This is a genomic window from Nonomuraea sp. B10E15 (assembly GCF_039871615.1).
Classification (GTDB): Bacteria; Actinomycetota; Actinomycetes; order Streptosporangiales; family Streptosporangiaceae; genus Nonomuraea.
Window position 1 is genome coordinate 478765 of record NZ_JBDPMB010000001.1, and the last position, 24797, is coordinate 503561.

At 67.5% G+C, this 24797-nt stretch carries 24 protein-coding genes; 10 read left to right on the forward strand and 14 right to left on the reverse strand.

Annotated elements, in window-relative coordinates:
- The first annotated feature begins 34 nt into the window (after positions 1-34).
- Positions 35-1306 (forward strand): hypothetical protein, encoded by a 1272-nt coding sequence (locus ABGB14_RS02270; protein ID WP_347641813.1) that lies wholly within the window; start codon positions 35-37, stop codon positions 1304-1306.
- 52 nt (positions 1307-1358) lie between these two features.
- Here ABGB14_RS02270 and ABGB14_RS02275 read toward each other — a convergent pair whose 3' ends face one another.
- Entirely contained in the window at positions 1359-2051 is a 693-nt protein-coding gene (locus ABGB14_RS02275) for a nucleoside monophosphate kinase (protein ID WP_347641814.1), read from the reverse strand.
- A 35-nt stretch (positions 2052-2086) separates the two neighbouring features.
- Between ABGB14_RS02275 and ABGB14_RS02280 the strand changes: the two genes are divergently transcribed.
- Positions 2087-3433 (forward strand): nucleotidyltransferase family protein, encoded by a 1347-nt coding sequence (locus ABGB14_RS02280; RefSeq protein WP_347641815.1) that lies wholly within the window; start codon positions 2087-2089, stop codon positions 3431-3433.
- A gap of 5 nt (positions 3434-3438) precedes the next feature.
- Complete coding sequence (locus ABGB14_RS02285) at positions 3439-4494, forward strand: aminotransferase class I/II-fold pyridoxal phosphate-dependent enzyme (protein WP_347641816.1); 1056 nt, start codon at positions 3439-3441, stop codon at positions 4492-4494.
- On the opposite strand, the gene tyrS is transcribed toward ABGB14_RS02285, so the two are convergent.
- Positions 4439-5785, reverse strand: coding sequence for a tyrosine--tRNA ligase (gene tyrS / locus ABGB14_RS02290; RefSeq protein ID WP_347641817.1), 1347 nt, complete (start codon positions 5783-5785; stop codon positions 4439-4441). The genes ABGB14_RS02285 and tyrS overlap by 56 nt on opposite strands.
- A complete protein-coding gene (locus ABGB14_RS02295) occupies positions 5668-6546 on the reverse strand; it encodes a sugar phosphate isomerase/epimerase family protein (protein ID WP_347641818.1) in 879 nt (292 codons plus the stop codon). Before ABGB14_RS02295 ends, tyrS begins: the two co-directional genes overlap by 118 nt.
- Positions 6547-6632: 86 nt before the next feature.
- On the opposite strand from ABGB14_RS02295, the gene ABGB14_RS02300 reads away from it, so the two are divergent.
- Entirely contained in the window at positions 6633-7475 is an 843-nt protein-coding gene (locus ABGB14_RS02300; RefSeq protein WP_347641819.1) for an LLM class flavin-dependent oxidoreductase, read from the forward strand.
- A gap of 57 nt (positions 7476-7532) precedes the next feature.
- On the opposite strand, the gene ABGB14_RS02305 is transcribed toward ABGB14_RS02300, so the two are convergent.
- The 6 genes from ABGB14_RS02305 to ABGB14_RS02330 all read right to left on the reverse strand — a co-directional run bounded on the left by ABGB14_RS02305 (position 7533) and on the right by ABGB14_RS02330 (position 15325).
- On the reverse strand, positions 7533-8879 hold the full coding sequence (locus ABGB14_RS02305; protein ID WP_347641820.1) for an HAD-IA family hydrolase: 1347 nt from the start codon (positions 8877-8879) through the stop codon (positions 7533-7535).
- 119 nt (positions 8880-8998) lie between these two features.
- The gene (locus ABGB14_RS02310) at positions 8999-10066 is read right to left on the reverse strand and encodes a Gfo/Idh/MocA family oxidoreductase (protein WP_347641821.1); all 1068 of its coding nucleotides are present in this window, start codon (positions 10064-10066) and stop codon (positions 8999-9001) included.
- Positions 10063-11202 carry a radical SAM protein gene (locus ABGB14_RS02315; protein ID WP_347641822.1) on the reverse strand — a complete coding sequence of 380 codons (1140 nt, stop codon included), beginning with the start codon at positions 11200-11202 and terminating at the stop codon, positions 10063-10065. Before ABGB14_RS02315 ends, ABGB14_RS02310 begins: the two co-directional genes overlap by 4 nt.
- A 322-nt stretch (positions 11203-11524) precedes the next feature.
- Positions 11525-12751, reverse strand: coding sequence for a PLP-dependent aminotransferase family protein (locus tag ABGB14_RS02320; RefSeq protein ID WP_347641823.1), 1227 nt, complete (start codon positions 12749-12751; stop codon positions 11525-11527).
- On the reverse strand, positions 12726-14381 hold the full coding sequence (locus tag ABGB14_RS02325; protein WP_347641824.1) for a carbamoyltransferase N-terminal domain-containing protein: 1656 nt from the start codon (positions 14379-14381) through the stop codon (positions 12726-12728). The genes ABGB14_RS02320 and ABGB14_RS02325 overlap by 26 nt, the downstream gene beginning before the upstream one ends.
- Positions 14378-15325, reverse strand: coding sequence for a PHP domain-containing protein (locus ABGB14_RS02330; RefSeq protein ID WP_347641825.1), 948 nt, complete (start codon positions 15323-15325; stop codon positions 14378-14380). Before ABGB14_RS02330 ends, ABGB14_RS02325 begins: the two co-directional genes overlap by 4 nt.
- Before the next feature lie 440 nt (positions 15326-15765).
- Between ABGB14_RS02330 and ABGB14_RS02335 the strand changes: the two genes are divergently transcribed.
- The 4 genes from ABGB14_RS02335 (at position 15766) to ABGB14_RS02350 (ending at position 20022) form a co-directional block, all read left to right on the forward strand.
- Positions 15766-16746 (forward strand): ATP-binding cassette domain-containing protein, encoded by a 981-nt coding sequence (locus ABGB14_RS02335; protein ID WP_347641826.1) that lies wholly within the window; start codon positions 15766-15768, stop codon positions 16744-16746.
- Between the two features lie 39 nt (positions 16747-16785).
- Positions 16786-17547 carry an ABC-2 family transporter protein gene (locus ABGB14_RS02340; protein WP_347641827.1) on the forward strand — a complete coding sequence of 254 codons (762 nt, stop codon included), beginning with the start codon at positions 16786-16788 and terminating at the stop codon, positions 17545-17547.
- Positions 17544-18356 carry an ABC-2 family transporter protein gene (locus ABGB14_RS02345; RefSeq protein WP_347641828.1) on the forward strand — a complete coding sequence of 271 codons (813 nt, stop codon included), beginning with the start codon at positions 17544-17546 and terminating at the stop codon, positions 18354-18356. Before ABGB14_RS02340 ends, ABGB14_RS02345 begins: the two co-directional genes overlap by 4 nt.
- Before the next feature lie 187 nt (positions 18357-18543).
- Positions 18544-20022, forward strand: a complete 1479-nt coding sequence (locus ABGB14_RS02350) for a condensation domain-containing protein (protein ID WP_347641829.1) — start codon at positions 18544-18546, stop codon at positions 20020-20022.
- On the opposite strand, the gene ABGB14_RS02355 is transcribed toward ABGB14_RS02350, so the two are convergent.
- The 4 genes from ABGB14_RS02355 to ABGB14_RS02370 form a co-directional block, all read right to left on the reverse strand.
- Entirely contained in the window at positions 20019-20438 is a 420-nt protein-coding gene (locus ABGB14_RS02355) for an ester cyclase (RefSeq protein ID WP_347641830.1), read from the reverse strand. The two genes, ABGB14_RS02350 and ABGB14_RS02355, sit on opposite strands and share 4 nt — an antisense overlap.
- Before the next feature lie 94 nt (positions 20439-20532).
- Positions 20533-20931 carry a hypothetical protein gene (locus tag ABGB14_RS02360; RefSeq protein WP_347641831.1) on the reverse strand — a complete coding sequence of 133 codons (399 nt, stop codon included), beginning with the start codon at positions 20929-20931 and terminating at the stop codon, positions 20533-20535.
- Positions 20932-20996: 65 nt separating this feature from the next.
- A complete protein-coding gene (locus tag ABGB14_RS02365; protein WP_347641832.1) occupies positions 20997-21563 on the reverse strand; it encodes a GNAT family protein in 567 nt (188 codons plus the stop codon).
- A gap of 52 nt (positions 21564-21615) precedes the next feature.
- A complete protein-coding gene (locus tag ABGB14_RS02370; protein WP_347641833.1) occupies positions 21616-22500 on the reverse strand; it encodes a sulfotransferase in 885 nt (294 codons plus the stop codon).
- Positions 22501-22773: 273 nt separating this feature from the next.
- On the opposite strand from ABGB14_RS02370, the gene ABGB14_RS02375 reads away from it, so the two are divergent.
- Positions 22774-23202 (forward strand): nuclear transport factor 2 family protein, encoded by a 429-nt coding sequence (locus ABGB14_RS02375; RefSeq protein ID WP_347641834.1) that lies wholly within the window; start codon positions 22774-22776, stop codon positions 23200-23202.
- Here ABGB14_RS02375 and ABGB14_RS02380 read toward each other — a convergent pair.
- Entirely contained in the window at positions 23171-23623 is a 453-nt protein-coding gene (locus ABGB14_RS02380) for a DUF4874 domain-containing protein (protein ID WP_347641835.1), read from the reverse strand. The genes ABGB14_RS02375 and ABGB14_RS02380 overlap by 32 nt on opposite strands.
- Before the next feature lie 337 nt (positions 23624-23960).
- Here ABGB14_RS02380 and ABGB14_RS02385 point away from each other — a divergent pair, with 337 nt between their 5' ends.
- The gene (locus ABGB14_RS02385) at positions 23961-24689 is read left to right on the forward strand and encodes a phosphotransferase (RefSeq protein ID WP_347641836.1); all 729 of its coding nucleotides are present in this window, start codon (positions 23961-23963) and stop codon (positions 24687-24689) included.
- Positions 24690-24797 lie beyond the last annotated feature (108 nt).

Below are 24797 nucleotides of genomic sequence, written 5' to 3' on the forward strand. Positions count from 1 at the left end.
CATCGACCGCGCCGATCCGGGACTGACGACCATCGTGTACGAGCGGCCGCTCGCCTCCCAGGCGAGCTCCGAGCTGCTGCGCCAGGCGGTTGCCGAGGTGTATCAGAGGCATGAGGTCCTGCGGACGGTGATCGTCGACGGGGAGCCCGGATCGCCTTCCTCGCCGCTTGAGTCCCTATGGCTCGGCTACCGGAACGTCGTCGCCGAACGGCCGGTGGAAGCACTGGACGTGATCGCTCCAGGGCACACCTTGCAGTCCGACCACGGGGAGCCAGGATGGCTTCCTGGACTACGGGCGGATCCCGGGCGCCTCCCGGTCTTCCGCTTTCAACTCATCGAAGGGCCTGTGCGGCGGAAACTCAGAATCCTCACCGATCACGCCCTCTGCGACCGATGGTCACTGTTCGTGCTGCAACGCGACATCGAGCGTTCATACCGGCGGATCATGGCAGGGGCGCCGGCAAGCACGGGGGAGACCTATCCGTTCAGCACGTTCGCGCGTGAGCTCTATTCGATGTGGACCTCCGGCGTGTTGAAGGACAGGACCAAGGCTCTCGGCGAGAAGATCACGGCACTCGATATGAGTCCCTTATCCGAGATTTCCGGCAGTCTGTGCAAACCGGCTTCCGTCGAGTCCTTCGTCGTCGCCTTGAGCTCAGAATCGACGCGTCGTTTCGAGGCCCTCAACGCACAGGCCGGAAGCAGCCGGCTGGGGGTGGCCATCGCGTTGTTCGCCCATGCCGTGGCGGCAGAGTTCGGCTGGCGCCGGCTCGCGCTGCTCACGCCGCACGCGAACCGCTCGTTGAAGGCACGGGGGTCCGTCGGCCTGTTCGCCGACGCACAGTACATCTTCGCGTCGGTCGAGTCGGGTTTCGCGGCCGCGGTCCGCGAGGTCTCGACGAGCCTCAAGGAGACTCTCACCGGCACGCCACCGCCGGCCGCGCTCATCCAGGCCCTGCCGGGAGCACGCGAAGTGCTGCAGAGCGTGCCCCGGCTGGCGGCTGACGTCCAGATCAGGCCCCGACGCGGCGGGCCGGTCCCCCGCACGGGGCGGATCGAGCTCTTCGAGGACGCGGGCGAGGAGGACATCGAGCGTCCGGACGAGGACGCCATCGTCACCCTCACGCCGCCGTCGTGGCCCGGCCAGCCCGACCTCAGGCTCACCTGCGACTTCTCGAACCGGCACGAGTTGTCGGTCAACTACCGTGTGGATCACATACCGGCTTCGTCCGCCCGAGCGATCGCGCAGCGACTGCTGCGGCAGATCCAGCGCGCCGGGGCGAGCGGCACTCACCTGGCCAGGTAGGGCGACCGCGCGGGAGGGCGAAGGACCTGGTCACACGTGAGCGACGAGCTTTCTAGCCGCCCCGCGAGGTCCACAGCGCCACGCGCGCGGAGGCCGCGACAGCCTCCGGGGTGGCTTTCGCGTCGAGGACCGTGATCTCCTCCGGCCGGAAAGCGGCGAAGATGGCCGGGATGTTGCGACGGTGGGTGCGCAGCCGCTGTGCGAAGACCGACTCGTTGTCGTCCGGACGGCGCTCGAGCAACCCGCCACACGTGATGCAGCGATCCGGAGCCTGCGGAGCGGCGCCGGCCGGCGCCCTGCCGTCGTCGCAGGTCGTGCAGACCACCCGATGGCGCATGCGCATGGCGCAGACGTCGTCGGAGGCGTCGAGATAGAGCACCAGCTTGGTCCGGACGCCATGGGCGTGGATCAGGTCCCGGACCATCACCGCCTGAGCGCCGTTGGCGGGAAGGCCCTGCAACACCATTCTCGCCGACGGATATGCCCGGAGTTGCCGGGCGAATAATTCGACGACAAGGGAGTCGGGAATCCATCTGCCCTTTTTCACGGACTTTCTTATCGACTCCCAAAGGGGTGTTCCGTTGCTTTTTTCTCGAGCGAGCTGGTGGCGGACCACAAAGCGTCGGAAGGAAGCGTGATCGGCCAGTATTTCCCTGACCAGGGTGCTCTTGCCGGAAGCCGGTGGACCTAGCACAATAACGAACGGCAGATCTGCTTCCGCCGTTTCCGTCGATGACTGCGCCACGTCGGCATATTAGCACGCGTCAATTGGAGACCTCCATGCGCAAGCATTCCATGCATGCCGCGAGAGCAGCCGTTCGCAGCGCCGGTGTCTATGGTGATTCGATCGTGGAAGACGAGGCATTGGCCCGCCTCGGCGCAGTGCCGGTCGCGCTCCTGGCGGACGCGCTCATCGACGAGAAGGTCTCCTCGCTGGTGCTGGAACGCCTGAAGGGAGGCGGAGCCGAGCTCGCCGGCGGACTCCATGGCCAGGCGCGCTTCGCCGAGGCCCGAGCACGGATCGAGGCGGTCGCACGTCATAAGGACGACGTTCTGCCGATGGTGGACCGGCAGGCCAGAGAACTGGGGATCAGCGTCTGGGCCATCAAGGGACTGGCGGCCGAGGGCGCGTATCCCGAGCGCGCGGTGCGGGACCTCGGAGATCTGGATCTGATGGTCGCGACCGTGGACGACGCCGTCAGACTCACCGCACGCCTGCGGGAGGCCGGCTACGACTTCGACAACCTTGAATGGCCGTGGGTGAAGAGGTCCTTGGAGTCCGGCGTGATCTACGGACAGTTCAACCTCAATGACGGCGCCCTCGAAAACCGTCCGACCATCGATCTGCATTTCGGTGGCTATTCGGTGCGGCACTGCGGTTTTCATCCGCTGGGAACGGGGGAACGGAAACCCGGGCTCAGCTACTACGAAATTCAGCAGAACATGCCGCTCCTCGTCGCGAACGCGGCCGGTGACCACGACATCACGACCAAGGACCTCAACGATTTCGGCCTGGCGCTTCAGGATCCATCGATGGACTGGGATCAACTGCTGCGCGAGCTGGAGGCCATCAAGCTCCTTGGCTTCTTCAAGCGTCTGGCCGAGGAACTCGACGCGACCCCGCTACGGCCCCTCTACCGTGACAGTGTCCTGCCGCCGCGGCTGAAGCGCGTACGGGCGGAGACGCCGGCGCCGCGGGTTTCCCTGATGTGGCAACGGCGGTGGGCGGCGACCGTCAGGCACGCCTACGCTCTCGGCGCGCGCCACTCCTACGCCCGTGCCACGGTGACCACGCTTTCGGCAGCTCGCTATTACTGGGGCCATCGCGTGGTCAAGGTCAGATCACGGGCGATCCGCCCAGGGCCGCGGTTGCCGAGACTGGTCAACTGGACGTGTGTGCGCCTGATTCCCGCGGCGTTGGTGAAACGCCTGCGCAGCGGGGACGACGGCACGGCGGCCGGTGCCTCCTTCCTTCCGGTGCGCGGGCCCCAGCGGTCACTGTCGGAGGAGCTCACCGCCATCCGTTCCCCGGTCGGCGACATCATCCGTACGCGCCTGGGCGATTTCGTGCCTGCCGTCTATCACGTCGACGATCCCTGGCAGCGCTTGAACGAGGGCACGAAATGAGCGGGATGGGGCACCCTGTCGACCTCACAGGGCCGCAGGCGACGTGGCCGTCCGCCGGGCTGCGACTCTGGCGTGCGGCCACCGACCATGTACTCGGCCTGCCTGACGCGTGGCACCCGCCGCCGCCACAGGGAGATCGCGGCCTTCGTGAGGTGCTCGGCGCCATACTGCGCGAGGACCCGGACGACGTGCTGATCACCAGCGGCGTACGCGCCGGCGCGTCGGTCATCGCGCAGTTCGGCGAGAGCTTCTCGCATGAGCAGCCCTCGTTCACCGGCACGGTCACGGTGCTCCGTGCTTGTCGCCGGGACGTGAATCTCCATCCCTGGGCCGAACTCCTGGAGCACCGGCATGCGGGCCGGACGGGGGCCGCCGGCGTCGTCTGGCTGACCGATCCGTGGCGGAACCCGGACGGCGCCACCCTGACCCCGGACGGCTGGCGCCGCGTCGAAGCGGTCGCCCGGACGCGTCAGGTCGTGGTCAACGAGGTATACCGCTGGTTCGGGAAGGGGAGGAGCCGGCCCGCCCGGGTCTGGATGACCGGTTCACTGTCCAAGCTGGCCGGTAGCGGGGCAGGGCTGGGATGGATCCGCGGCACGGGCATGGACGACCTGGCACGGCGGCAGCACGCCAGGCCCAGCCTGTTCTGGCAACGGTGCTGGGCCTACTTCTTGGCACATGGCGGCCTGGAACTGCTCATCGACCACACGGTCCGGCCCACGGCCGAGGCTTCCCGCGCCTTCCTCGACGAGCTGGTACGCGTTGCCGGCGCGGAGCGCTGTCCCGGCGCGGTCGCCGGATCCCCGTTCTTCCTCCTGCCCGTCCCGCATACGACCACGGAAGATTTCGTCGGCCGCCTCGCCGCGGACGGCGTCCGGGTGGGCCCGGGCGATGACTTCCTCGCACCGTCGCCCAGTGTCCGCGTGTGTTTCGCCGGCGTCTCCGGCGCCGGCGCGCGCCACGCGGCTCGAACCATCGGGATGCGCCTACTCGCCGACGCCCCGTTCAGGGCCGGGTCTCACCCGGCTGCAGAACGTACAGACGGCGGGGTCCGACACTGATCAGGTCTCCGCTGGAAACCCGGTGATCCTCCTCGAACACCTTGCCGCCGTTGACCCGGACGGCTCCGGACAGGAGGAGGCGACGCGCCTGCTGCCTGGACGGGACCGTGCCTGTGGCGTGGAGAACGTCCAGTATTCCGCCGGGGTCCGCGATCAGGGGTACGGCCATCGACGGGTCGGGATCGCCGCGATGCCCGGGAAGGAAGCCCTCCTTCGCCTTGGCCGCCGCCTCCTCGCCGTGGTAAACGCGTACGATGTCGAAGGCGAGGTCCTGCTTCAACGCCATGGGATGCAGCTCTCCCGATCTCCAGCCTTCGAGCCGCGCGCGCACTTCCTCCGGTGGCCACGACGAGACAAGAGTGATCCATTGCCGCATCGTCTCGTCGTCGATGCTCATCACCTTCGCGAACTGTTCGCTCGGCTTCTCGGCCAGGGCGATGTGAGTGCCTTCACGCTTGGACATCCGCCGGTGGCCCTTCGTCCCCCAGAGGGTCGGGTAGGTGACGCCGACGCAGGGCCGCTGCCCGTACAGTCGCTGCAGCCGGCGGCCTGCCAGGATGTTGAAGATCGGGCCGACCGTGCCGAGCTGGACGTCCGCCCGCAGGTGCAGCGCGTCGTAGCCCTGCATGAGCGGGTAGAGCAGCTCATGCAGGCCGACCGGCTTGCTGGACTTCATCCGGTCTCTGACGGCCGCCGGGCTGGTCACCTGCTGGACGGTGAACGCCGACGCGACGGCCAGGACGTCGGAGAGGGGCAGGTCGCTCAGCCAGTCGCCGTTGTACATGACCGTCGTGCGATCCGGGTCGAGAACGAGCGACATCTGCTCGACGAAGGTCGAGGCGGCGCTCACGACCTTGTCGAGAGGGATCCGGGGCCGCTCGTACAGCCGGTCCGAAGGATCTCCGATCTGAGCGGTGACCGTGCCCACCAGGAATATGACCTCGTGCCCGAGCTCCTGGAAGAAGCGGAGCTTTCGCATCGTGATGGTGTGTCCCAGATGGAGGTTTGGCCGGCTTGCGTCGTAGCCGGCGAATACGCGCAGCGGCACCCCGGTGCGATGGGACTCGGCCAACCGTTCGATGAGTTCGCGCCGCATCGTCTGCGCGAATGATTTCTGGGTGAACTCCGCGCCTTGCAGGATGTTGTCCGCCTCGTCTATCGCCTGTTGCGAATTCACTGCATGGACTCCACATGGTCGTTCGTTTTCGCCGCCATTGAAAACGCTTTCTCCAGGGTTCTGAGCGCCGATGCGTACGATGCGCGAACCAGAGAGATCTGATCCCCTGCCCACAACCTTTCGGACAGGATCTCGAGCTCCCACCACCCATCGAAACCGGCGGTGAGCAGATCCGCGCAGATCGCCGGCACGTCGGCGCACCCTTCGCCCGGAAGCGCGCGGTCCAGGTTTCCCGCAGGGCCGGCCGCCCAATCCGACAGGTGCACGATCCGGGTTCTGCTGCCTGCCTCCAGCAGACGTTCGCGGAGCCCCGAATCCCACCAGACGTGCCAGGTGTCGACGACGATGCCGCCGGTCTGTCCCTGCTCGATCAGCGTGAGGGCGTCCGCCACGGATGTCGCGACCGACTCGTTGACCAGAACGGGATGCAGCGGCTCGATGAGCAGGTCGGCTCCCTCTCGTGCGGCCCGCTGCAGCAGCATGCCGACCGCGGTGGCGGCCTGGTTCCACGCGTCCCTTCGCCCAAGAGCCGCGCATGGGCCGCCGACCACCACGACGAGTGGCACGCCGAGTTCGGCGGCATGGGCCAGGCATCGTTCGGCTTTCGCCATCCGCTCCGCACGGACCGCAGGGCTCGGATCTATGAGGCCTATGAACGCGCAGACACTGGTCGGCTGCAGCCCTTCTCCGTCCAGCACGGACCGTACGCCATTCACGCCGTGCTCGGCGATCGCCGACGGGAGAACCCCGAAGCCGTCGAACCCGGATTCGCGCGCGGCACGAGCGGCCGTCGCCAGGGGAAGGTCCCGCGCGGTCAGCTGGTTGAATGATATGCGCAAATCCTCGGCCACCGCGGGCCCGCCTGGTATGGACATGCTCGTGATTCTGCAAGACGGGCCGGGATATGTAAATGAAAACACGTGGCGCCCGGCGGTGGTCGAGCTCCGGATACAATGTGCCGATGCGATTCGCATTCATGCCCGTCCTTTCTGATGAACCGTCGTCCTGGCCGCGGCTGCTGGCAATGTTCCAGGCCGCTGACGAGATGGAATTCTTTGAATCCGGCTGGCTGTTCGATCATTCTTCGTCAGCCGCTGTCAACACGTCAGGCCCGTGCTACGAAACATGGACGGTCATGACGGCCCTGGCCCATGCGACGAGCCGTCTCCGCCTGGGAACCATGGTCCTCGCGGTCGCGCGCCGGCATCCGGCGCTGCTCGCACAGATGGCTCTGACGTTGGACACGATTTCCGAGGGCCGGCTCGAACTCGGCATCGGCGCGGGATGGCGCGAGCTGGATCACCTTCCGCAGGGCATTCCCTTCGGCACGCCCGCGTCCCGCGCGGACCGGCTCGACGAAGGATGCGAGGCGCTGGTTCGTCTTCTTTCGGGCCACACGGTCTCCGCGCACGGAGGCTTCTTCACGCTGGCGGAGGCGCGATGCGACATTCCTCCCGTACAGCGACCGCACCCGCCTCTCTGCATCGGCGGCGGTGGCGAGCGGCGGACTCTGCCGACCGCCGCTCGGTGGGCGCAGCACTGGAACCATCCGGGCGGACGTGCCGAGGACTTCTCCCGCAAGCGCCTGCTCCTGCTCCGGTGCTGCGCGCAGCTCGGCCGCGACCCCTCGGAGATCATCACCTCGGCGACCATTCACGGAGAGGACTCCGCGCCGGAAAGCATGGTCAAGGAAGTCGCCCAGCTTGGGGAGGCAGGTGCTGACCTTGTCATTCTCCGGATTCGGCCACCTCACGAGGCGGCGAGGCTTGAGCGGCTGGCGACCGTGCTGGAGCCGCTCCGCTGACGCCGGAACAGGCGTCGGCGGAGGCGTCGCCGGCCGGCGAGGGCGCACGGCGGCAGGTCATCCGGCCGTGACGCGGAACGCCGCGGAGAGCGCGCGCAGCGGCTGTGGTGCGAGGGCGGCCCGGCAGCCGGCGCACAGTGCACCCGAGACGTCGTCAACGAGCTGGTCACCGACGTGGAGCAGGCGTTCCGCGCCCACCCCGAGAGCGTTCGCCGCCTTGACGAACGCCGCGGGAGAGGGTTTGGCTACGCCGGCGGTCGTCGAGGGGATGACGACGTCCGCATACCGGTCGAGCCCTGCCGAGGCCAGGACGTCCACGAGAGAGGGCTGCCAGTTGGACAGAACCCCGATGCGCTGCCCGGCTGCTCGCACCGCGGCGAGCAGTTCTCGCGCCCCCGGCGCGGGGCGCCAGTTGCCGGGGGCGGTGTACGCGTCGAGCACGGTCGCCGCTCCGGATGGCGAGGCGTGGCCGAGCCCGGCCAGGACCTCCCCATAGAAGCGCCGTAGCGTCGTCTCGGCGGTGAACGGATCCGCCCACCACGAGTCCGGAGACCTGAGAACGCCGGTCGCGTTCGCCATGGCCGTACGCACCTCGGACATCGGGAGGGCGGCGCCCGAGCGAGCAAGATGGTCACGTATCACGCTGGCGGGGTCGCGGACGTGCTCGATCAGCGTGAATCCCGCATCGAACGTGACGGCGGCCGGCGGTCCGGGGCGGGGGGATCCCGTCACCGTGGCGAGGAGAGGGGCGAGGTCCGGCAGAGCGGCGCTGCTCGGCAGGAGCAGCGTGGGCAGATGTCCGTGGCTGACGGACCGGCCGGTGAACACGCCCACGGTCCGGAATCCGGCGGCTTCGGCCGCCCGCCACTCCGCCGCCGAATCGCTCACGTACCATGCCCTGCCCGGGTCGACCCCCCTGGCCCGCAACGCGGTGAAGGAGCGCACGCTGGGCTTCGGCTCGGCCGCGTTGTCGCCGTGCACCACAAAATCGAATGCGGTCACGTCGAGCCCGCACGCGCGGAGCTTACGCCAGGTCTTGACGCCCGGGCCGTTGGTGAGGATGCCGCGGCGCATTCCGGCTGAGGTCGCGGCCCGTACGAGCCGGCGCGCGTCGCACAAGGGCACGGGCGGAAACCGGGCGGAGAGAGCGTCGTATGCCGACGAGTAGCGAGCGAGATCCACTCCCGCGTGGAGACGCCGCACGCACTCCGCGAAACCCACGTGCCCGTAGTGGTCGGCGAACACCGTCTCGTCGGGCGGCTCCAGCCCGAGAACCCGCGCGACCTCCTGGCACTTCGCCCACCCTGTCGTGTACGTGTCGACCAAGGTGTCGTCGACGTCGAGGACGAGCCATGGGGCGTCTTCTCCTGCGGAGGCCGTCGTCTCCGGTGGTGCAGGCGTCATCAGGTGCTCATCCTCACGTGCTGCGGCCAGGCGATGGTGCGGCGTGTCAGGTCTGCGCCGCGTTTCCGCGCAGCCCGCCGTCGTATCACTTCATGCTCGCCAAGGAACGAGTCGAACGTTCAGAGATCGCGCAGCATAGCCGCGATCTCATAGATGAGGGCCAGGTCGGCCACGGCGTCGGAGATGGGGGTACGTGACGCCGCGAGCTCCAGCGCGCAGTCGAGGAAATGCTCGACTTCAAGCCGGTAAGCGCTGTCGTACGAGGTGATCACCTCACGCCTCACCACATCGGTTCCGACCGTGCACCGCTCGTGGGTGACGGTGGGCGCGAAACGGAGGAACGGGGAGCCGAACCGCAGCTCCGTTGACGCCCCGGGGTAGAAGGCGGTGAGGGTTTCGTCCCAGGCGCTCGCGGTCTGGAAGTCGGGGACGACTTCCAGGTGCACCGGAACGCCGCTCCCGTTCATGACGGCGAGGAAACCGGGACCGAAGGGCGTGCCGAACCGGAAGGCCTCGCGGACCCCGATCGGCCCGATCAGCGTGCGCCCGAGGTTGAGGTCGTGTACGGCCAGCTCCGTCAGGGTCCGCACGTCCTTTACACGAACGGCGGCACCGCCACCGAGCGTCGTGGCGATCTGTAGGTCGACCGCCGCACTTTCGGCTTCGGCGTCCTGGACCGTGAGGTCGTGACCCTTGACACGCGGATGGAGTCTCTCCTGTTTGTGCCGCGCTCCGGCGAAGACGTGGAGGCGCACGAACATGGGTGGCGCCTCGCTGCCCAGGAGCCGCGCGAATGACGGGTCGTACCGCTTCATGTATCCGACCACCACCGACGACGGGGAGGATCGCTCCAGCTTCTCCAGCGCGGTCGCCTCGTCGATCCCCCAGCACACCGGCTTCTCGACCATGACGTGCAACCGCGCCTCGAGAGCACGCTGGACCAAGGGAGCGTGATGCCGGTTGGCGATCAGCACCGCATCGAGGTCGCGGGACATCAGGTCGTCGGCGGACGGCGCGACGGCTCGGGTGGGCAGACCGTACTCGTGCGCGACGGCGGCAGCGAGGCCGGGGGACAGGTCGCAGACGGCGGAGATCTCCGCCCGCCGGGACTGGGCGAGGTTGGGAAGATGGTGGAGCTGGGCGACCCTCCCGAGGCCGATCACGCCCACGCGCACCCGGCGGCTCACGATTGATCAAGGATCTTGAGACCGCCGAACTCGCGCTTCATCGATTCGGCGGCGATGGACCTCTCGTCCTCGAACAGGACCGCCAGCGGGTCTATCCAGCACACGTACGAGACACCGTTGGGCATGACGTTGAGGCGTCTTACCTTGCGGTCAGGATTGGGCTCTTCGCTTGATTCGTCGACGTCGAAGTCGATATCGCCCCAGCGGTAACAGTCCACCTTTGAGTCGCTTTTGCGCTGCACGAAAGTCTTCTCGAGCTCGGGCATCTGATCGAGCTCGGCCACGAGCGAGTCGATCGGAATATGGCCCTCCGCGTTGTAGACCGAGTAATCGGTGGACTTGCGGAACGCTTCGGGAATCTCCGAGCAGGACCGAAAGATGAAGCGGCGGTATCCGAGCTCGCGGCCCCACTCCATGTAGCTGAACATGTCCGGAACGGTGGAGACGCCCTCGGGCGTCATGACGCAACTGAGCCGTGGGGTGAAATGCGTTGAGCTGCGTTGGGTGACATTCCGGTGATCGGCGTCGGTCATGCCGTTCCACGATGGCCCGAACCTCATGATCGCGGCATTCAGGTCTGGATCGAAATGTGCCACGCTGACCGACGCACCGGACAAACCCGCGCTGATGAGGCCATCGAGAAGGGTGGCCTGGCCGGTGGGCGTCTGGACGCTCTTGCCCAGGCCGATGCCGTTGGTGTGCAGCCGCGACTTGTCGAAGCCGGGATTCACGGACCGGGTCAGGTCAAGGAGTCTCTGCGGGCTGAGCGTGGGCTCGCCGCCGGTGTAGGCGACCTTCCGCACGCCGGCGGTCAACGCGAAGCTTTTCACGCGCCGCAGCTGAGGTCCCCAGCTCAGGTATGGTCCGGCGGGGGTGAATGTGATCTCGTTGGAGCAGAACTTGCATGCGGCATTGCATTTCGCCACGACCACCAGCGTCAGAATGGCGCGGTGGCTGACCACATACGTCTCGGCGTCGAACCTCACGATATTGCTGTTCCAGAATTCCTCCCCCTCGAACAGCTCGGGCCGCTCGCCGATGGTGCGGATCACCTCGCCGTTGTGTGGACAGCTTTCATCTCGGTTCGCTGCGCCGGTGGCAACAGCTTCGTCCGCCCGGGCCCCGCTTTCGGTCATTCCGATCCGGCCCTCCTCAATGGGTGGTCAATTCGACTCTATCCATGGGCCAGTATGGTGACAACGGTGTCCGATCAGCAAGGCAAGGTGGCGCCGCGGCGCGCGCGGGATAATTCCCAGGAATGTGTGTGATGATATTCAGATACATTTGCGGGGCGGCATTCCGCTCGACGTCCGGCCCAATGGGAGAAGCGGCGGACCGGCTCCTTCAGGGTGCCGGCACCGTGTCCGTCGCGTGCAGGCGCCTACCGCCGTCTCGCGAGACGAGTCGCCGCCGGCGTCCACGCGGGCGCGGCCCCCCTGCCGGGAGCGCGGGCGGCCGCTACGTGCTTCGCTGGATGGCTTCGCCGAGCACGCGCACTCCGCGCACCAGTTCAGGCTCGGACACCATCGTGAAGGCCATGCGGAACCACTGCTGGTAGTTTCCACCGTCACCGAAGAACGAATCGCCCGGTCTGCAGAGCACACCTTCCTGAGCGCTGTGGTGCATGACCAGGTCTCCCTTGACGTGGCCGGCGAGCTCGATCCAGACAAACATGCCGCCGTGTGGCACGTCGAAGCGAACGGTGTCGCCGCAGTGCTCGCGCAGGCTCGCGACGACGGTGTCGCGCTTGCTTCGGTACATTCGCGTGACTCGAGACAGGTGCTCGTCATACCGACCGCTGCGCACGAAGTGTTCAAGGATGCGGGCGGTGAGCTGGCTTGAGCCGAGATCTTCTCGCGGGGCCGCCACGACATCGACGAGATCGGGGCTCGCGCTGAGCCATCCGCAGCGCAGCCCGGGGGCCAGCGTCTTGCTGAAACTTCCGACGGTGATCAGCCGGTCGCCGCCTTCCAGCGTCGACATCGGCGGCAGCTGCGGTCCGTCGTAGCGCAGTTCGGCATAGACGCGGTCCTCGATGACGAGGAAGTCGTACTCGACCGCGAGCCGCAACAACTGCCGGCGGCGGGAGAGCGAGAGCGACCATCCCGTAGGGGTGTTGTAGTCCGCGATGACGTACACCAGCTTGCACCGGCGGCCCGCGGCCTTCAGTTCGCCGAGCCTGCGTTCGAGGACGTCGACGCGCATTCCGTCGCGGTCCATCGGGATGGCGAGAGGTTCGGCGCCGAGGGCGCGGCCGATCCGGATCGAGGCGCCCCACGTGGGAGCCTCCACCACGAACACGTCACCGTCGCGGAGTAACGCCCGCCACACGAGCTCGATGGCGTGCGCGGCTCCCGACGTCAGCATGATGCCGTCGATACCGGAGGCACTCGATGGAGCCGCGCCGATGCGCTCGGCCAGGGCGGCCCGCAGCCCGGCGTGTCCCCGTGCGATTCCGGCACGGCCGGGTCCGCCGTAGAACAGGGACGGCTCGGCCTCCGCCAGCGTGTGCTCGGTGAGCTCCAGAAACTCCGAGCGCGGAAAGGTCGTCGCGTCGGGCAGCCCCAGGTCGAGGGGCCACCTTACCTTCCCAGGTGACATGCCAGGCTCCTGACCGGTCGACGGGTTGACAGCGGCGCGTGAGGTGGATTCCAGGGATTCACGCTGATACTTCTGGGTGTTCATAGATCGTCCCGTCTGACCAGATATAAGGAGCCTTCCCCCAGTTCATCGCGCTTGCAACGTCCGGGAAGAAGCCACAGTTCTTGAAATTCGCGCTGGTGTTGCACAGTGCCGGCATGCCGCTGATTTCGCGATATGCCGTGAGAAGCTCAACCAGCTCTGGGCACTGCTCCTCGTTGACGGTCTGCAGCCGTGCGGTTCCATCGACGTGGCAGATGGCAGGCAGACGGTCGCGCCACACATCCCGGACGTGGTGGCTGAAGAGCATGTAAGGATCAGGAGTTCCCGGATCGAAGATCTCAGGTGCGGCGTTCTCCAGGCAGACGGGTGCGACGGGACGGTAAGCCTCGCGATCCTTCATCTCATTCAGACGATCGTGCATGGCTCTGTCCGTGGCCGGCGCGAGGATGCTCCGGTGGCCGAGAGCGCGCGGCCCGAGCTCCGCCCTTCCGGTGAGAAAGACGACAGGTTCGCCGGTCTCGTGCAGAAGCCGGGCGAGCTCCGGCAGGGAACACGGAGATTGTCTCCACGCCGGATCGACCGGCGACGCACCCAGCCGCTGCCCGCTGTAGACGTCCCACTCCACCTGGGAGCGTCCCTCGGCCACGGCCATGGCACAGCAGGCCACGCCGAGCGCGACACCTGAGTCATTGGGGAAGGGCGGGACCCAGACGTTGTCGAACAACCCGCTTTCACGAATCTGACTGTTCCAATTGATGTTCAACGCGGTGCCGCCCGTCAGGCACAGGTTGCGCGGCGGGTCGGGAATCGTCCGGAGCGCTCGGTCGAGGCTCTCCACCAGCCGGTCGCCCAGATAGCGGCTGATGGAGGCGATCATGTCGACCGGTGAGACGTCGGCGAGGTGCATGGCCGGTGCCAGCGCCTCCAGCTGCGCCACCCCCGCCTCGAACCGGAAGGCGTCGTCCGTTCCGAACGGCGACTCGCGGCGACACGCGGCATGACGTTCCTTGAGAGCGGAGTCCAGCGCGGCCATCGCGGCACGGTCCGGCGTGCCCAGCGCCGCGTACGCCATGATCTTGCCCGCCAGCCCGAGATTCTCGAACCCCGAGGCCCGTTGATCGAACGGCGGGAACGACCCGGCAAGCACCGCATACGCGTTGCCCACGAGCGGGAACAGAGCTCCGACCGTCCGCAGCTTCGTGAGATCGCCACGGCAGTCGTACAGGTACGGATACATCAGGCCGTCCCAGCTCAGGATGAGCGCAGGCTCAGCCGCAACCGCGAACGGGCTCGTACAGTACGCGGCGGCGACATGGCCCGCGTAGTGAGGGAACGTCACGTACTCGAGGTCGAGGGTCCTTTCCCGGACGGGGTTGATGAGGGTCTTCGACCTGATGCCTTCCACGTACGGCCCCAGCCGGACCTCGACGTCTATCCCGCGCCACCGCCGGGTCTTGTAGGGCTCATGCCAGCCGTCGAAGGCGACGAGATCCATGTCGTCCAGCGAGTAACCGAATTCGTCGAGCAGAACCTCCACGTCGCCGAGTTCGTCGATACGCGAATAGCGAGGCCGGTTGGCGATCTTCTCGCTCTCGCAGGACATCACGAGACGGCCGTCCTCGATGACCGCCACGGCCCCGTCGTGGGTGATCTTGATGCCGCACAACCTCATGCGCCGTCATCCGCCTTTCCTGACCCGTGCAGGGGAATGTCCACACCGCAGCGGTCCGCCGCCTCGATCAGGTGCTCAACGGGCATCGGGAACTGTCCGACCGCGGTCTTGCCGTTCCCGTGGAAGTCCGAGCTGCGGAAAGGAACCAGGCGCAGCCGATGTGCTGCCTCCCTTCGGCGGTCCTCATCCGCGGGCGAGTCGTGTCGCGAGCTCACCTCTACGCCCGCGAGCCCTGCGGCCGTGAACCTGCCAAGGTCGCCGACCACGCCGCCCCATGAGTTCCTGCCCGAATGGCACTCCCAGAAGGGGTGCGCTATCACCGGGATCCCGCCGGCGTCGCGGACCATCGCGATGGCGCGTTCGGTGGGCACGTACCGATCCCGTTCGGAGCTCTTCATGGCGTTGTACCGTTCCCTGACGACGGCCGCCGCCCGAACCGGATCCACGTCGAGCGGGCGTGCCAGATATCGGCCGATGAGCGTCGCACTGAGCATCCATTTGCGCGGGTGCAGCGGAGGTCCGTCCTCCTGGACGCCGGCGAGGATGTCTTCGGTGGCAGGGAGGGGCGTGCCGGCGGCGCGCAGGCCGGCCAGCACCCGGCCGTAGACGTCGTTCTTGACCGCGGTCGGCCGGAAGGCGAACTCCTGCACCTTGGCGTCGAGCACGCCGTGGCCGTAGCCCAGCACGTGATATTTGCGGTCGTGGTGCATCGTGCTGATCTCGAGCCCGGGAAGCAGGATGGTGCCGTGCGCCGCCGCCAGGGCCTCCAGTCCGGCATCGTAGGTCGTGCGCGAATGGTCGCTGATGCTCATCACCCGCAGCGCTGCTCGCCCTGCCCGTTCGATGACCTCCTCTGGTGACATCAGGCCGTCGGAGTTGGTGGTGTGCAGGTGGAGGTCGCAGAATGCCTGGCCTGCGGTGCCGTCGCATGGGGAACGAGTCATTGGAGCACCTCAAGAACTCCGGATGTTGTCTGAAGCGTGCAGTCGGCCTGTTCTTGTGATGGCCCGAGAAATGCCCCTGCCGGCCGGAGCACATGTGACGGAGGGTGTCGAGACTTCGAACGAGAATATACTAGTGATGACCGGCCCGACTTTTGGACCGAGCCAATGGGTTCCATCGTCGGGAAGGGACTCTCGTGGTTTTCCGCGGCCGGCATCGGCCGCTCCGGGCGAGCGTGCAACTGATGATTGTCCTCACTTGCACGCTGTTCCGGTAGGCCCGGGAATCGGCCTCCTGCGTCCGGCTTCTTCGACACAGCGTGCACAGGGACATGGCGTGACGATTCCGCTGCGTCCGTCAATCGCGGGACGGGGTCCACGATATCCGTGGGCTTCGGGTGCGGGCTCCTTTGCCGGTGATCTCACCTGTATGATGGCGCGCCATGACGATCAAAGTGCGGGAGTTGGTGAAGGAGTTTCGCCGGTCCGAGCGGAAATCTGGGCGCTTCACCGCACTCCGCACGCTGTTCAGCACCGATTATGTGCCGACCAGGGCGGTTGATGGCGTCGACTTCAGCATAGAACCCGGGGAACTCATCGGCTACATTGGGCCCAATGGCGCCGGCAAATCGACGACGATAAAGATGCTGACCGGCATTCTGGTGCCCACCTCCGGAACCGTCGAAGTCGCCGGTGTGGTGCCGTGGCGCCAGCGCGAGCGTAATGCTCGTCAGATCGGGGTGGTGTTCGGGCAGCGCACCGGGCTGTGGTGGGACCTCCCGCTGCGCGACTCCCTGGAACTCGTTCGTACGCTCTACGACGTCCCTCGTCAGAGATATCTGGCGAATCTCGAGACCTTTGCCGGCATGCTCGGCCTCGACGAGTTCATCGACGTTCCGGTGCGGCAGCTCTCCCTGGGCCAGCGCATGCGCGGAGACCTTGCGGCGGCGATGCTCTATGAGCCGCGGATTCTCTATCTCGACGAGCCGACCGTCGGTTTGGACATCGTCGCCAAGAGGCGCATCCGTGCATTCCTGGGTGAGCTCAATCGTGATGCCGGGACGACCGTCATCCTCACCACTCATGACCTTGACGATGTCGAGGAGCTGTGCACGCGCGTCATCCTGATCGACCGTGGAAAGGTGCTCTATGACGGTGACGTCGCCGAGCTGAAGAGGCAGCATGCGCCCTGTCACGAACTGATCGTGCATGTGGCGGAGCCGAGGTTCGACGTCGAAATCCCCGGCGTGCGGCGAACACGATGGGAGGACGGTTTCGTCACCCTGACGTTCGACCCGTCCCGCATCGCGGCCGCTGACCTCATCGGCAACGTGCTCGCCGTCCACCAGGTGACGGACCTGTCCATCGTCAGACCGAAGCTCGAAGACGTGGTCGCCGACATCTACGGCGAACGGTCCTCCTAGATGCGGACGAGTCTCGCGGGCTATGCGGCCATCGGCAGGATGCAGGCGCGCACCGTCATGCGGTATCGCGTCGATTACGTGGCGGGACTCGTGCGGCTGCTGTTCCAGATCCTGCTCCTGCGGGTTGTCTGGGAAGCGATCTACTCCGGACGGGCCATGGTCGACGGGGTGCCGTTCTCGGTGACCATCACGTATCTGACACTGGGCAACCTGCAGAACTGGTTGTTCAGCCCATGGATCTTCTCGCTGATTCCCGAACGGGTCAGGGACGGGCTCGTCGCGATCGATATGACGCGGCCGGTGAACTTTCTCGGCCACGTGGTCGCAAGCCAGCTCGGCCGCACTGCGGCGATGGTGCCGTTCGCGGTGGTGGCGCTGCCCTTCGCTGGTTTCGTCGGTGGAGCGCGGCCGGCTCCGTCGCCGGGGGCGATCATCGCCTACGTTGTCAGCCTGGCGCTCGGCTACTGTGTCATCACCATTCTCTCCGTCCTGGTCGGACTGATCACCTTCTGGACGCTGGAGCTCGACGGGCTCTTCTTGATCTACCGCATGGCGGTGCAGTTCCTGTCCGGCGCGCTGGTGCCTCTGTGGTTCATGCCGGACGCCCTGCGCATCGTGGTGGAGATCCTGCCGCTCCAAGCGGTGATGCACACGCCGACGGCGATCTATCTCGGCAGGACGCACGGCGGCGACGTGGTGGTCGCGATGGTCGTGCAGGCGTTGTGGGTCGTGGTCCTGTGGTTCGCCGCGCGCCTGGTGTGGTCTCGGGCGATCCGCCGGATGGTCGTGCAGGGAGGGTGACCACGTTGATACGGGCGCTGCGCATGTGGGCGATTCTGGCCCGTGCCGCGTTACGGGCGGAGATGCAGCATCGCGTGCACTTCTTTTTCGGAATGCTCGGTGGGCTCGCGGTGCAGGGTCTGGGTCTCGTGTTCATCGCGACGATTCTCAGCCGGTTCGGGGATCTCGGCGGCTGGACCTTTCGCGAGATCCTGCTGCTCTATGGCATGCGCCTGACGGCCCATGCCCTGTGGGTGATTCCGTTCGCCTCGCTGTTCCAGATCACCCACGTGGTGCGCTCGGCGGAATTCGACCGATATCTTATCCGGCCGCTCAATCCGCTGATTCAACTCATGACGCGTCGCATGACCATCGTGACGATCGGCCATCTCGTCGGCGGTGTGGCGATCCTGGCGGCCGGCATGGTGAGCTCGGGGGTCGACTGGACTCCGGCGAACGTCCTCCTGCTGATCGCCGCGCTCGTCGGCGGAGCGCTCACCGAGATGTCGTTCCAACTGGTGCTGGCGAGCCTGGCGTTCCGGCTGCACGGCGCCACCGAGATGATGCTCACACTCGACAGCGTCTTCAACAGCTTCGGCAATTACCCGATCAAGATTTTCGGACCGGTGGCGCGGTGGAGCCTGACCACCGTGTTTCCGCTGGCTTTCGCCGCCTACTTTCCGGCGGCCGTTCTCCTCGGCCGGACCGGTGAGCTGTGGGTCCTTCCGTGGATCGCGGCGGCCGCGCCTGCCGTAGGGGTTATATTAGCTGGTTTGGCATACCTCTTCTGGCAATCACAAACTCGCTACTATTCGTCCAGCGGAAACTGATTCATCCGTAACTTGTGCCTTCCGCCCGATATACGCCACCTCTACACTGGCCTGGAAGGTCAGCGGCACCCTCGACGCCGCCCTGGTCGGCTGGCCGCCTTCCCCAGCAGGTGCTCTGGCGCGGGTCTCACGCCGGCATCCATCCCGAGCGTCCCCTCCCCGTCGAAGGCGATGACCGATCGCCCGGGTGAACGACGCCTTCACGGGGCCGGCACCCGGCCCCGTAGGAGCCCTGCACCCGCCCGAGCACGGCGACCTCACGCTGCGACAGCACGACAGAACGGAGATATGGCTGATGTCGGTGGACGTATCGGAGCACATGGACGCGCCGCCACTGGAATTCTCGGAGTGCCGGGCCGGCAGCGGCCCGCTCGCCTGGGCACAGAAGGGCATGTGGAACAACATCCGTGCCCTCGCCCCCGATGACCAGCATCTCAACGTGATGCTGACCTTGGAGGCGCCTGACGGCGGGTCTTCCGTCGACCGGGTGCTGGCCGCGCTCCGCACCCTGGTCGCCAGGCACGACGCCCTGCGCACCACATTCCGCCGCGGCGACGATGACCAGCCAGTCCAGACCGTGGCGGGCCAGGGCGCCGTACCGGTCGCCCTGGCCACGGGGCCCGATGCGGTGCGCCGGTTGTCCGACGCGCAGTCCGGTCTTGCCGCCAGGCGTTTCGACCTGGAAGTGGATCTGCCCTGGCGCGTGGGTCTGGCCATGGCAGGCGGCAGGGTGCAGAGCGTCGTCCTCTGCCTGTCGCATCTGGTCGTGGACGGCTGGGCCACACAGCTGCTGCTGGAAGAGCTCGCGGCGCTGCTGGCCGGCACGCGTGCGTTGCCGCCGGTGACCAGGCAGCCCATCGAGCAAGCCCGTTACGAGCGGGAAGTGCTCGCACCTCGCCTGGGCAAGCGTGTGCCGGCCCACTGGCGCAAGGTGCTGAGCACATGCCAGCTGGGGGATGAAACGTTCACCCTGCGCGGTGAGCCGGCGACGCCACGGTTCTGGCAGGGCTCCTACCTGTCCGAGGCGTCCTCGTGCGCGTCGCGGATGCTGGCGGCCCGGCACGGGGTGAGCCAGACGTCGGTGTTCCTGGCCGCGGCGGCGCGCGTCCTGACCGTGTACGCGGGTCGTGACACGCTTCCGGTCTTGCTCCGGGTGACCAACCGGTTCGCCCCCGAAGTCAAACGGTCGCTCGTGTACCTGTGCCAGAACACCCCGGTGCTGCTGGAGAACGGGGGAGCGCCGTTCCCTCGCCTGGTCCGCTCGGCGCACCAGGCGGCGTTGAGGGCCTACCAATGCAGTCAGTACGACCCGGACGACGTCAGAAGCGTGTTGGACGAGATCCACCAGCCGGACATCATCCCCGATCTGGTCACCTTGAACCTGGTCTCCCACGGTGCGACCATCGCCGGCGACCGGGGACGGCCGGAACGGCCCGATGGAGCAAAGCCGCGAGACCTACTCCAGGACAGCTCTTTCACCTGGCGCCGCAAATTCGACAACGAACGGATCAGGCTGTTCCTGAGCGTGTTCCGCGGCGTCTCGTACCAGGTGATCGGCGACACCTGCTACTTTCCGCCCGAGCAGATAGAGGCCACCGCCCGGCTCATCGAGGCGACTCTGGTGGATGAGGCCGAGCGGGATTCCGATCCCCTGCGGCCGGGCTAGGACGGAACGGCGCCGAGCTGCCTCAGCTGCGTCAGGAGGTCGACGACGCCCCAGATCTCGGCGATCCGGCCGCCGGCGAAACGGAAGATGAAGATCTCGTTGTACGTGACGGACCGGCCGGTCGGCGGAAGGCCCCTGAACTCGCCCTGCTGGGTGCCGGTGACCGTGTTCCTGGAGACGATCCTGTCGCCTTCGGCGATCACGTCCTCGACCTCGACGCGAATGTCGGGGAATCCGCGAAGAAGCACCGCCCACACCCGCTTGAGCGCCTGCGGCCCCGGCAGCTCCGTCGGCACCGGTGCATGGAAGATCAGGTCAGGGGCGACGACCTCGTCGATGGTCGTCGCGATGAGCTCCGCGTCGCCGCTGTTGACGGCCTCGTGGAAGCGCTGGAACGTCGCTCTGTTGCTGGACATGGGCTTTCCTCGGATCGACGGGCCGCCGGTGGCGACTGGACTGTACTCCACCGGTCCGACGAAGCACCGCCGCGGAATGTGACGGGCGGCGCCGTCACGTCCGGCGGAGCGCGCGGATCACGCCCCTGATCCAGAAGCCGAGCACCACGACGCTCGCCGTGCCGAGGATGGTGATCAGCAGCCAGTCCGAGGAGCCGGTCGCCGGATAGACGGTGTACGGGTTGCCGGTGTCCTCGGCCGGAACGCTGTCGCCCACCCGCTTCAGGCCGTCGCCCGTCGCCAGCGTGACGCGTCGCCGGACCGGCGAGTCGTCGGCGACGAAGTAGCCCACCCACGTACACGTCCGGCCGCCGCAATCTCGCTTGGTGGCGGTGAAGACGCCTGGGACGCCGGAACCGAACTGGGCGGTGTACGCGGGCACGATGTCGCGCGCCGCCAGGACCAGCAACATCCCGGCGAGGACCGGCGCCCCCAGCCACCAGAACCAGCGCAACAGCGCTCTCCTTCCGTGCCGGACCGCGGTCGGCTCGGACGATCTCCGGCCGACCGGGGTCGCGCTCAGCTCGGACGTTCCCCGCTCGACCGGGTCGCGGGCTCGTCGTGCCAGTCGGGGAGCGTCACCGTGCCGGAGAGCCAGTCGCGCCGGAGCACGGCGTAGCCGACCGAGTCGTGGAGGGCGCCGCCGTCCGGGCTCGGCCAGGCCTCCCGGTAGTGCGCCTCCTTGGCGTACCCGCTGCCGCGCAGGATCGCGCGCATGGCGTGGTTGTCCTGGCGGGTCGTGGCCTCGATCCGCATGATGTGGGGGAACTCGGTGAAGACGTACGGTGTCAGCCAGGCGACCGCGGCCGTGCCGAGCCCCTGACCGCGCCGGGCCTCACGGATCCGCAGGTCGAACATGGCGGTGTCGTCGGCGAGATCCTGCAGCCGCACCAGGCCCGCGCGCTCGCCGTCGGCCAGCACCCAGAACGTGCGGCTCTCGTCGTTCCAGTAGAGCCCGTCGGCGGCCCGCCGCCTGACCGTCTCCGCGTCCTGCGTGCCCGCGTGGAAGGGCCAGCCGTTTCCCGCCAGGAAGTCCGCCAACAGGTCGATGTCGTCGGACGAGAACGGGGAGAACTCGATGTGCATTGCCGGATCTTCCCACACGGCAGCCCGCCGGTCACACCGGTTTTCCGCCAGGTCAGCGGTAGCCCCAGGCCTCGGCGTACTCGGCGAGCTCGGGTGGGAGCGCGGTGTTGTCGAAGGTGCGGGCGGGCTGGATCCGTCCGGACTTGATGGTGTCGCTGCGGTCGCCCAGGTTGGGGACGAACCGGCCCTGGTCGTGCTTGCTGTATTCGAGCATCTCCGGCTCCCACGCCACGCCCAGATATTCGCAGACCTCGCGGGTGACCCGTTCCGGCTCGGCGGTCAGCTCTTCGTAGCGCAGCGTGAGACCGTCGAGGGTGCGGCGGGCCTGTTCCAGGGGCTTGAAGTATTTCAGCGCGTTCGCCTCGAGCGCTTCGCGGGTGGAGGTGTTCGTCTTGCGGTTCTCCAGGGAGGACACCACGCCCTCCGGATGGCGCAGCAGGAAGAGGAACTTCGCCTTCGGCCAGGCGTAGTGCAGCCGCTCCCAGAGGAAGACGTTGCCCGGCGTCTTGTCGACGATGATCTCCTTGCCGCTGCGCTCCAGTTCCAGGCGCAGGATGCGGTCCCACAAGGCGTGTTCGAGCTCCACCTTGTCCAGCCCGAGTTCCTGCATGGACTGCTCGGAGAAGTCGGGGGTCAGGTGGACCTCGACGGTGCGCAGGTGCAGCTCGTGCGGGGCGCGGATGCGGGAGTGACTGTTGAGCAGCATGCGCAGCAGCGTGGAGCCGGAGCGCACCGAGGCGATCACGAAGACCGGGGAGTCCACCTGCCGCGGCAGGATCGGGATGGAGTAGTCGACGACGTGCGTCCGCTTCGGGGGACGCGGGCGGGAGGCCTTGAGCAGCGGTGCCGGCTCTGGTGCCGACAGCTGGCGCGGCGGGCGCAGCGCCTCGTTCAGCAGCCGAATTCTTCGCTTGATGCCGGTTCTCACAACGCCCATGCGCGCCTGCAGCCCTTTCGTTACCGCGCGTTACCTCATTCCCCCCGGGAATGGGCAGCCGAAACCAGGGGTAACGGCCGCCGTAGTCGGACAAAAGTAACGTAAGGGTGCGGGGTCAGGAAGGCGTTGGCGCAGGTTCACAGCGCATTCTCAGGGACGGCGGCGGCGAGCCGGCCAGCGGGCGATCGGCGCGGCGTCCCGGCGCCGCCCATGGCTGACGGTTACCTCGCGGGTAACCGACGGGCTGACCCCGGGCCGGGCAGGCTGCGCGGCATGACGTACGAGATGAAGAACACCCGTGACATCGTGCAGGAGCTGCTGCGGCGCATCGCCGGGGGCGACCACGACGGCGCGGCCGCGATGTTCGCCGAGCACATCGACTGGCGGTTCAGCTGGCCATCCGAAGGGCAGCCCGTGGTGCCCTGGATCCGGCCGCGATCGACCAGGGCCGAGGCGGCGGACCACTTCCGCGCGCTGGACACGTACCACGTGCCCGAGCTGAACGGCACGTCGGTCACCCGGATCCTGGTCGACGGGGCGGACGCCGTGGTGATCGCGGAGATCGTGCAGACCGTGCGGGAAAGCGGTGTCGCCTACACCTCCCCGGTCGCGCTGCACATCACCGTCGAGGACGGCCTCATCACCCGCTACCACATCTTCGAGGACAGCCTCACGATCGCCCGCGCCATGGGCGCCGCCTGACCGCCGCGAGCCCGCTCTCGAGCTCGCTGCCGGTCGCGGAGGGATTGACGGGGGCGGCGTAGCCGTCGTTCCTGACGGTGAAGGTGACCGGAAGCGCCCCGCCCCGGGCGGCCCTGTCCGGGTACGCGCCGGTCCGCAGGGCGGAGCGGTAGCCGAGGCGGCGGGAGATCTCGCGCTGCGCCATCCGCGGTGAGGGCAGGACGGCGAGGATCTTGTCGACCACGGCCTTCCTGCCGGCCCGGTCGGCGGCGCTCACCACGCCCTGGTCGCCGAAGTTCTGCTCGCTCCACGCGCCGATGAACCCGGCCTGCATGAGGTAGATGACGTCCTCGTTCGCGCGCAGGTAGGTGTCGAGCCGGTCGAGGTGGGCCAGCGCGGCCTGGCTGATCGGGCCCGTGCGGAACTCGGCCAGGTGGAACACGCACATCACCAGCGAGATGTGGTCGCCGGTGCGGTGACTCCGCAGGGTGGCCGCGGAGAAGTCCTGCTTGTCGCAGTCTCCTTATTAATTGTGGAATCCATGAAAATAACGTCAAGCCTGAAACTATCAAGAGGTCTTCAATGTGGCCTTCTGGCATGACGCTCGCCAGATAATCAGGGTCTCCTTGGTAACAAGGTGCCGGCGCTGCCCACGCGGCGCCGGTGCGGGGCCCGCCTCGGTGACCCCGCACGCCGGCAGGACCCGGATACCGGTCCTCGAAGCCGTGGCCCGGCCGATGGAGCGGCGTCCCCCGGCCTGATCGGGCAGGCTGGGACGCATGTCCGAAACACACCTGCCCGGCGGGTACGTGAACGCCGTCGTCCGGGTCGGCGACACCGTCCGCCGCCCGCCCGCGCACCGGGCCGCGTACGTGCACGACCTGCTGCTCCTGCTGGAACGCGGCGGATGGCCGGGCGCGCCGAGATTCCTGGGGACGGACGAGCGCGGCCGCGAGATCCTCAGCTTCGTGGACGGCCACGTGGCCTGGGAGGACGTCCAGCCCGACGGCGTCACCTCCGACGAGAGCCTGGCGCGGGTGGCGGAGCTCGTACGCGCGTTCCACGACCTGACCGCGGGGACACCCCTGGCCGGCGACGACGAGGTCGTGTGCCACAACGACCTGTCCCCGAAGAACACCGTCTACCGCGACGAGGGCGCGGGCCTGCGGCCGGTGGCGTTCATCGACTGGGACATCGCGGCGCCGGGACGGCGGATCCACGACGTGGCGCACGTCTGCTGGCAGTACCTCGGCCTCGGTCCGGGAGCCGTCGACGCCGGCAGGCGGATCCGGCTCATCTGCGACGCGTACGGGCTGCGTGAGCGGGGTGGCCTGGTGGCGGCGATCCTGTGGTGGCAGGACCGCTGCGCGCGCGGCATCGAGACGGACGCGGCCGCCGGGATGCCGCACGCGATCAGACTGCGTGACGACGGGGTGGTGGCCCGGATCCGCGCCTGCCACGACTGGGTCGCCGCGCACCGGGCCGAGCTGGAACGCCCGCTGCGCTGACGGCGGCGCCCGGCCGTTCCTGGGCTGTCGCAACCAGGGCTCGGTGATGACGTCGATCGCCCCGACCTGCTCCGGAGGGCGGGGCGCGGGGCCGGGCGCCCGCCGGCA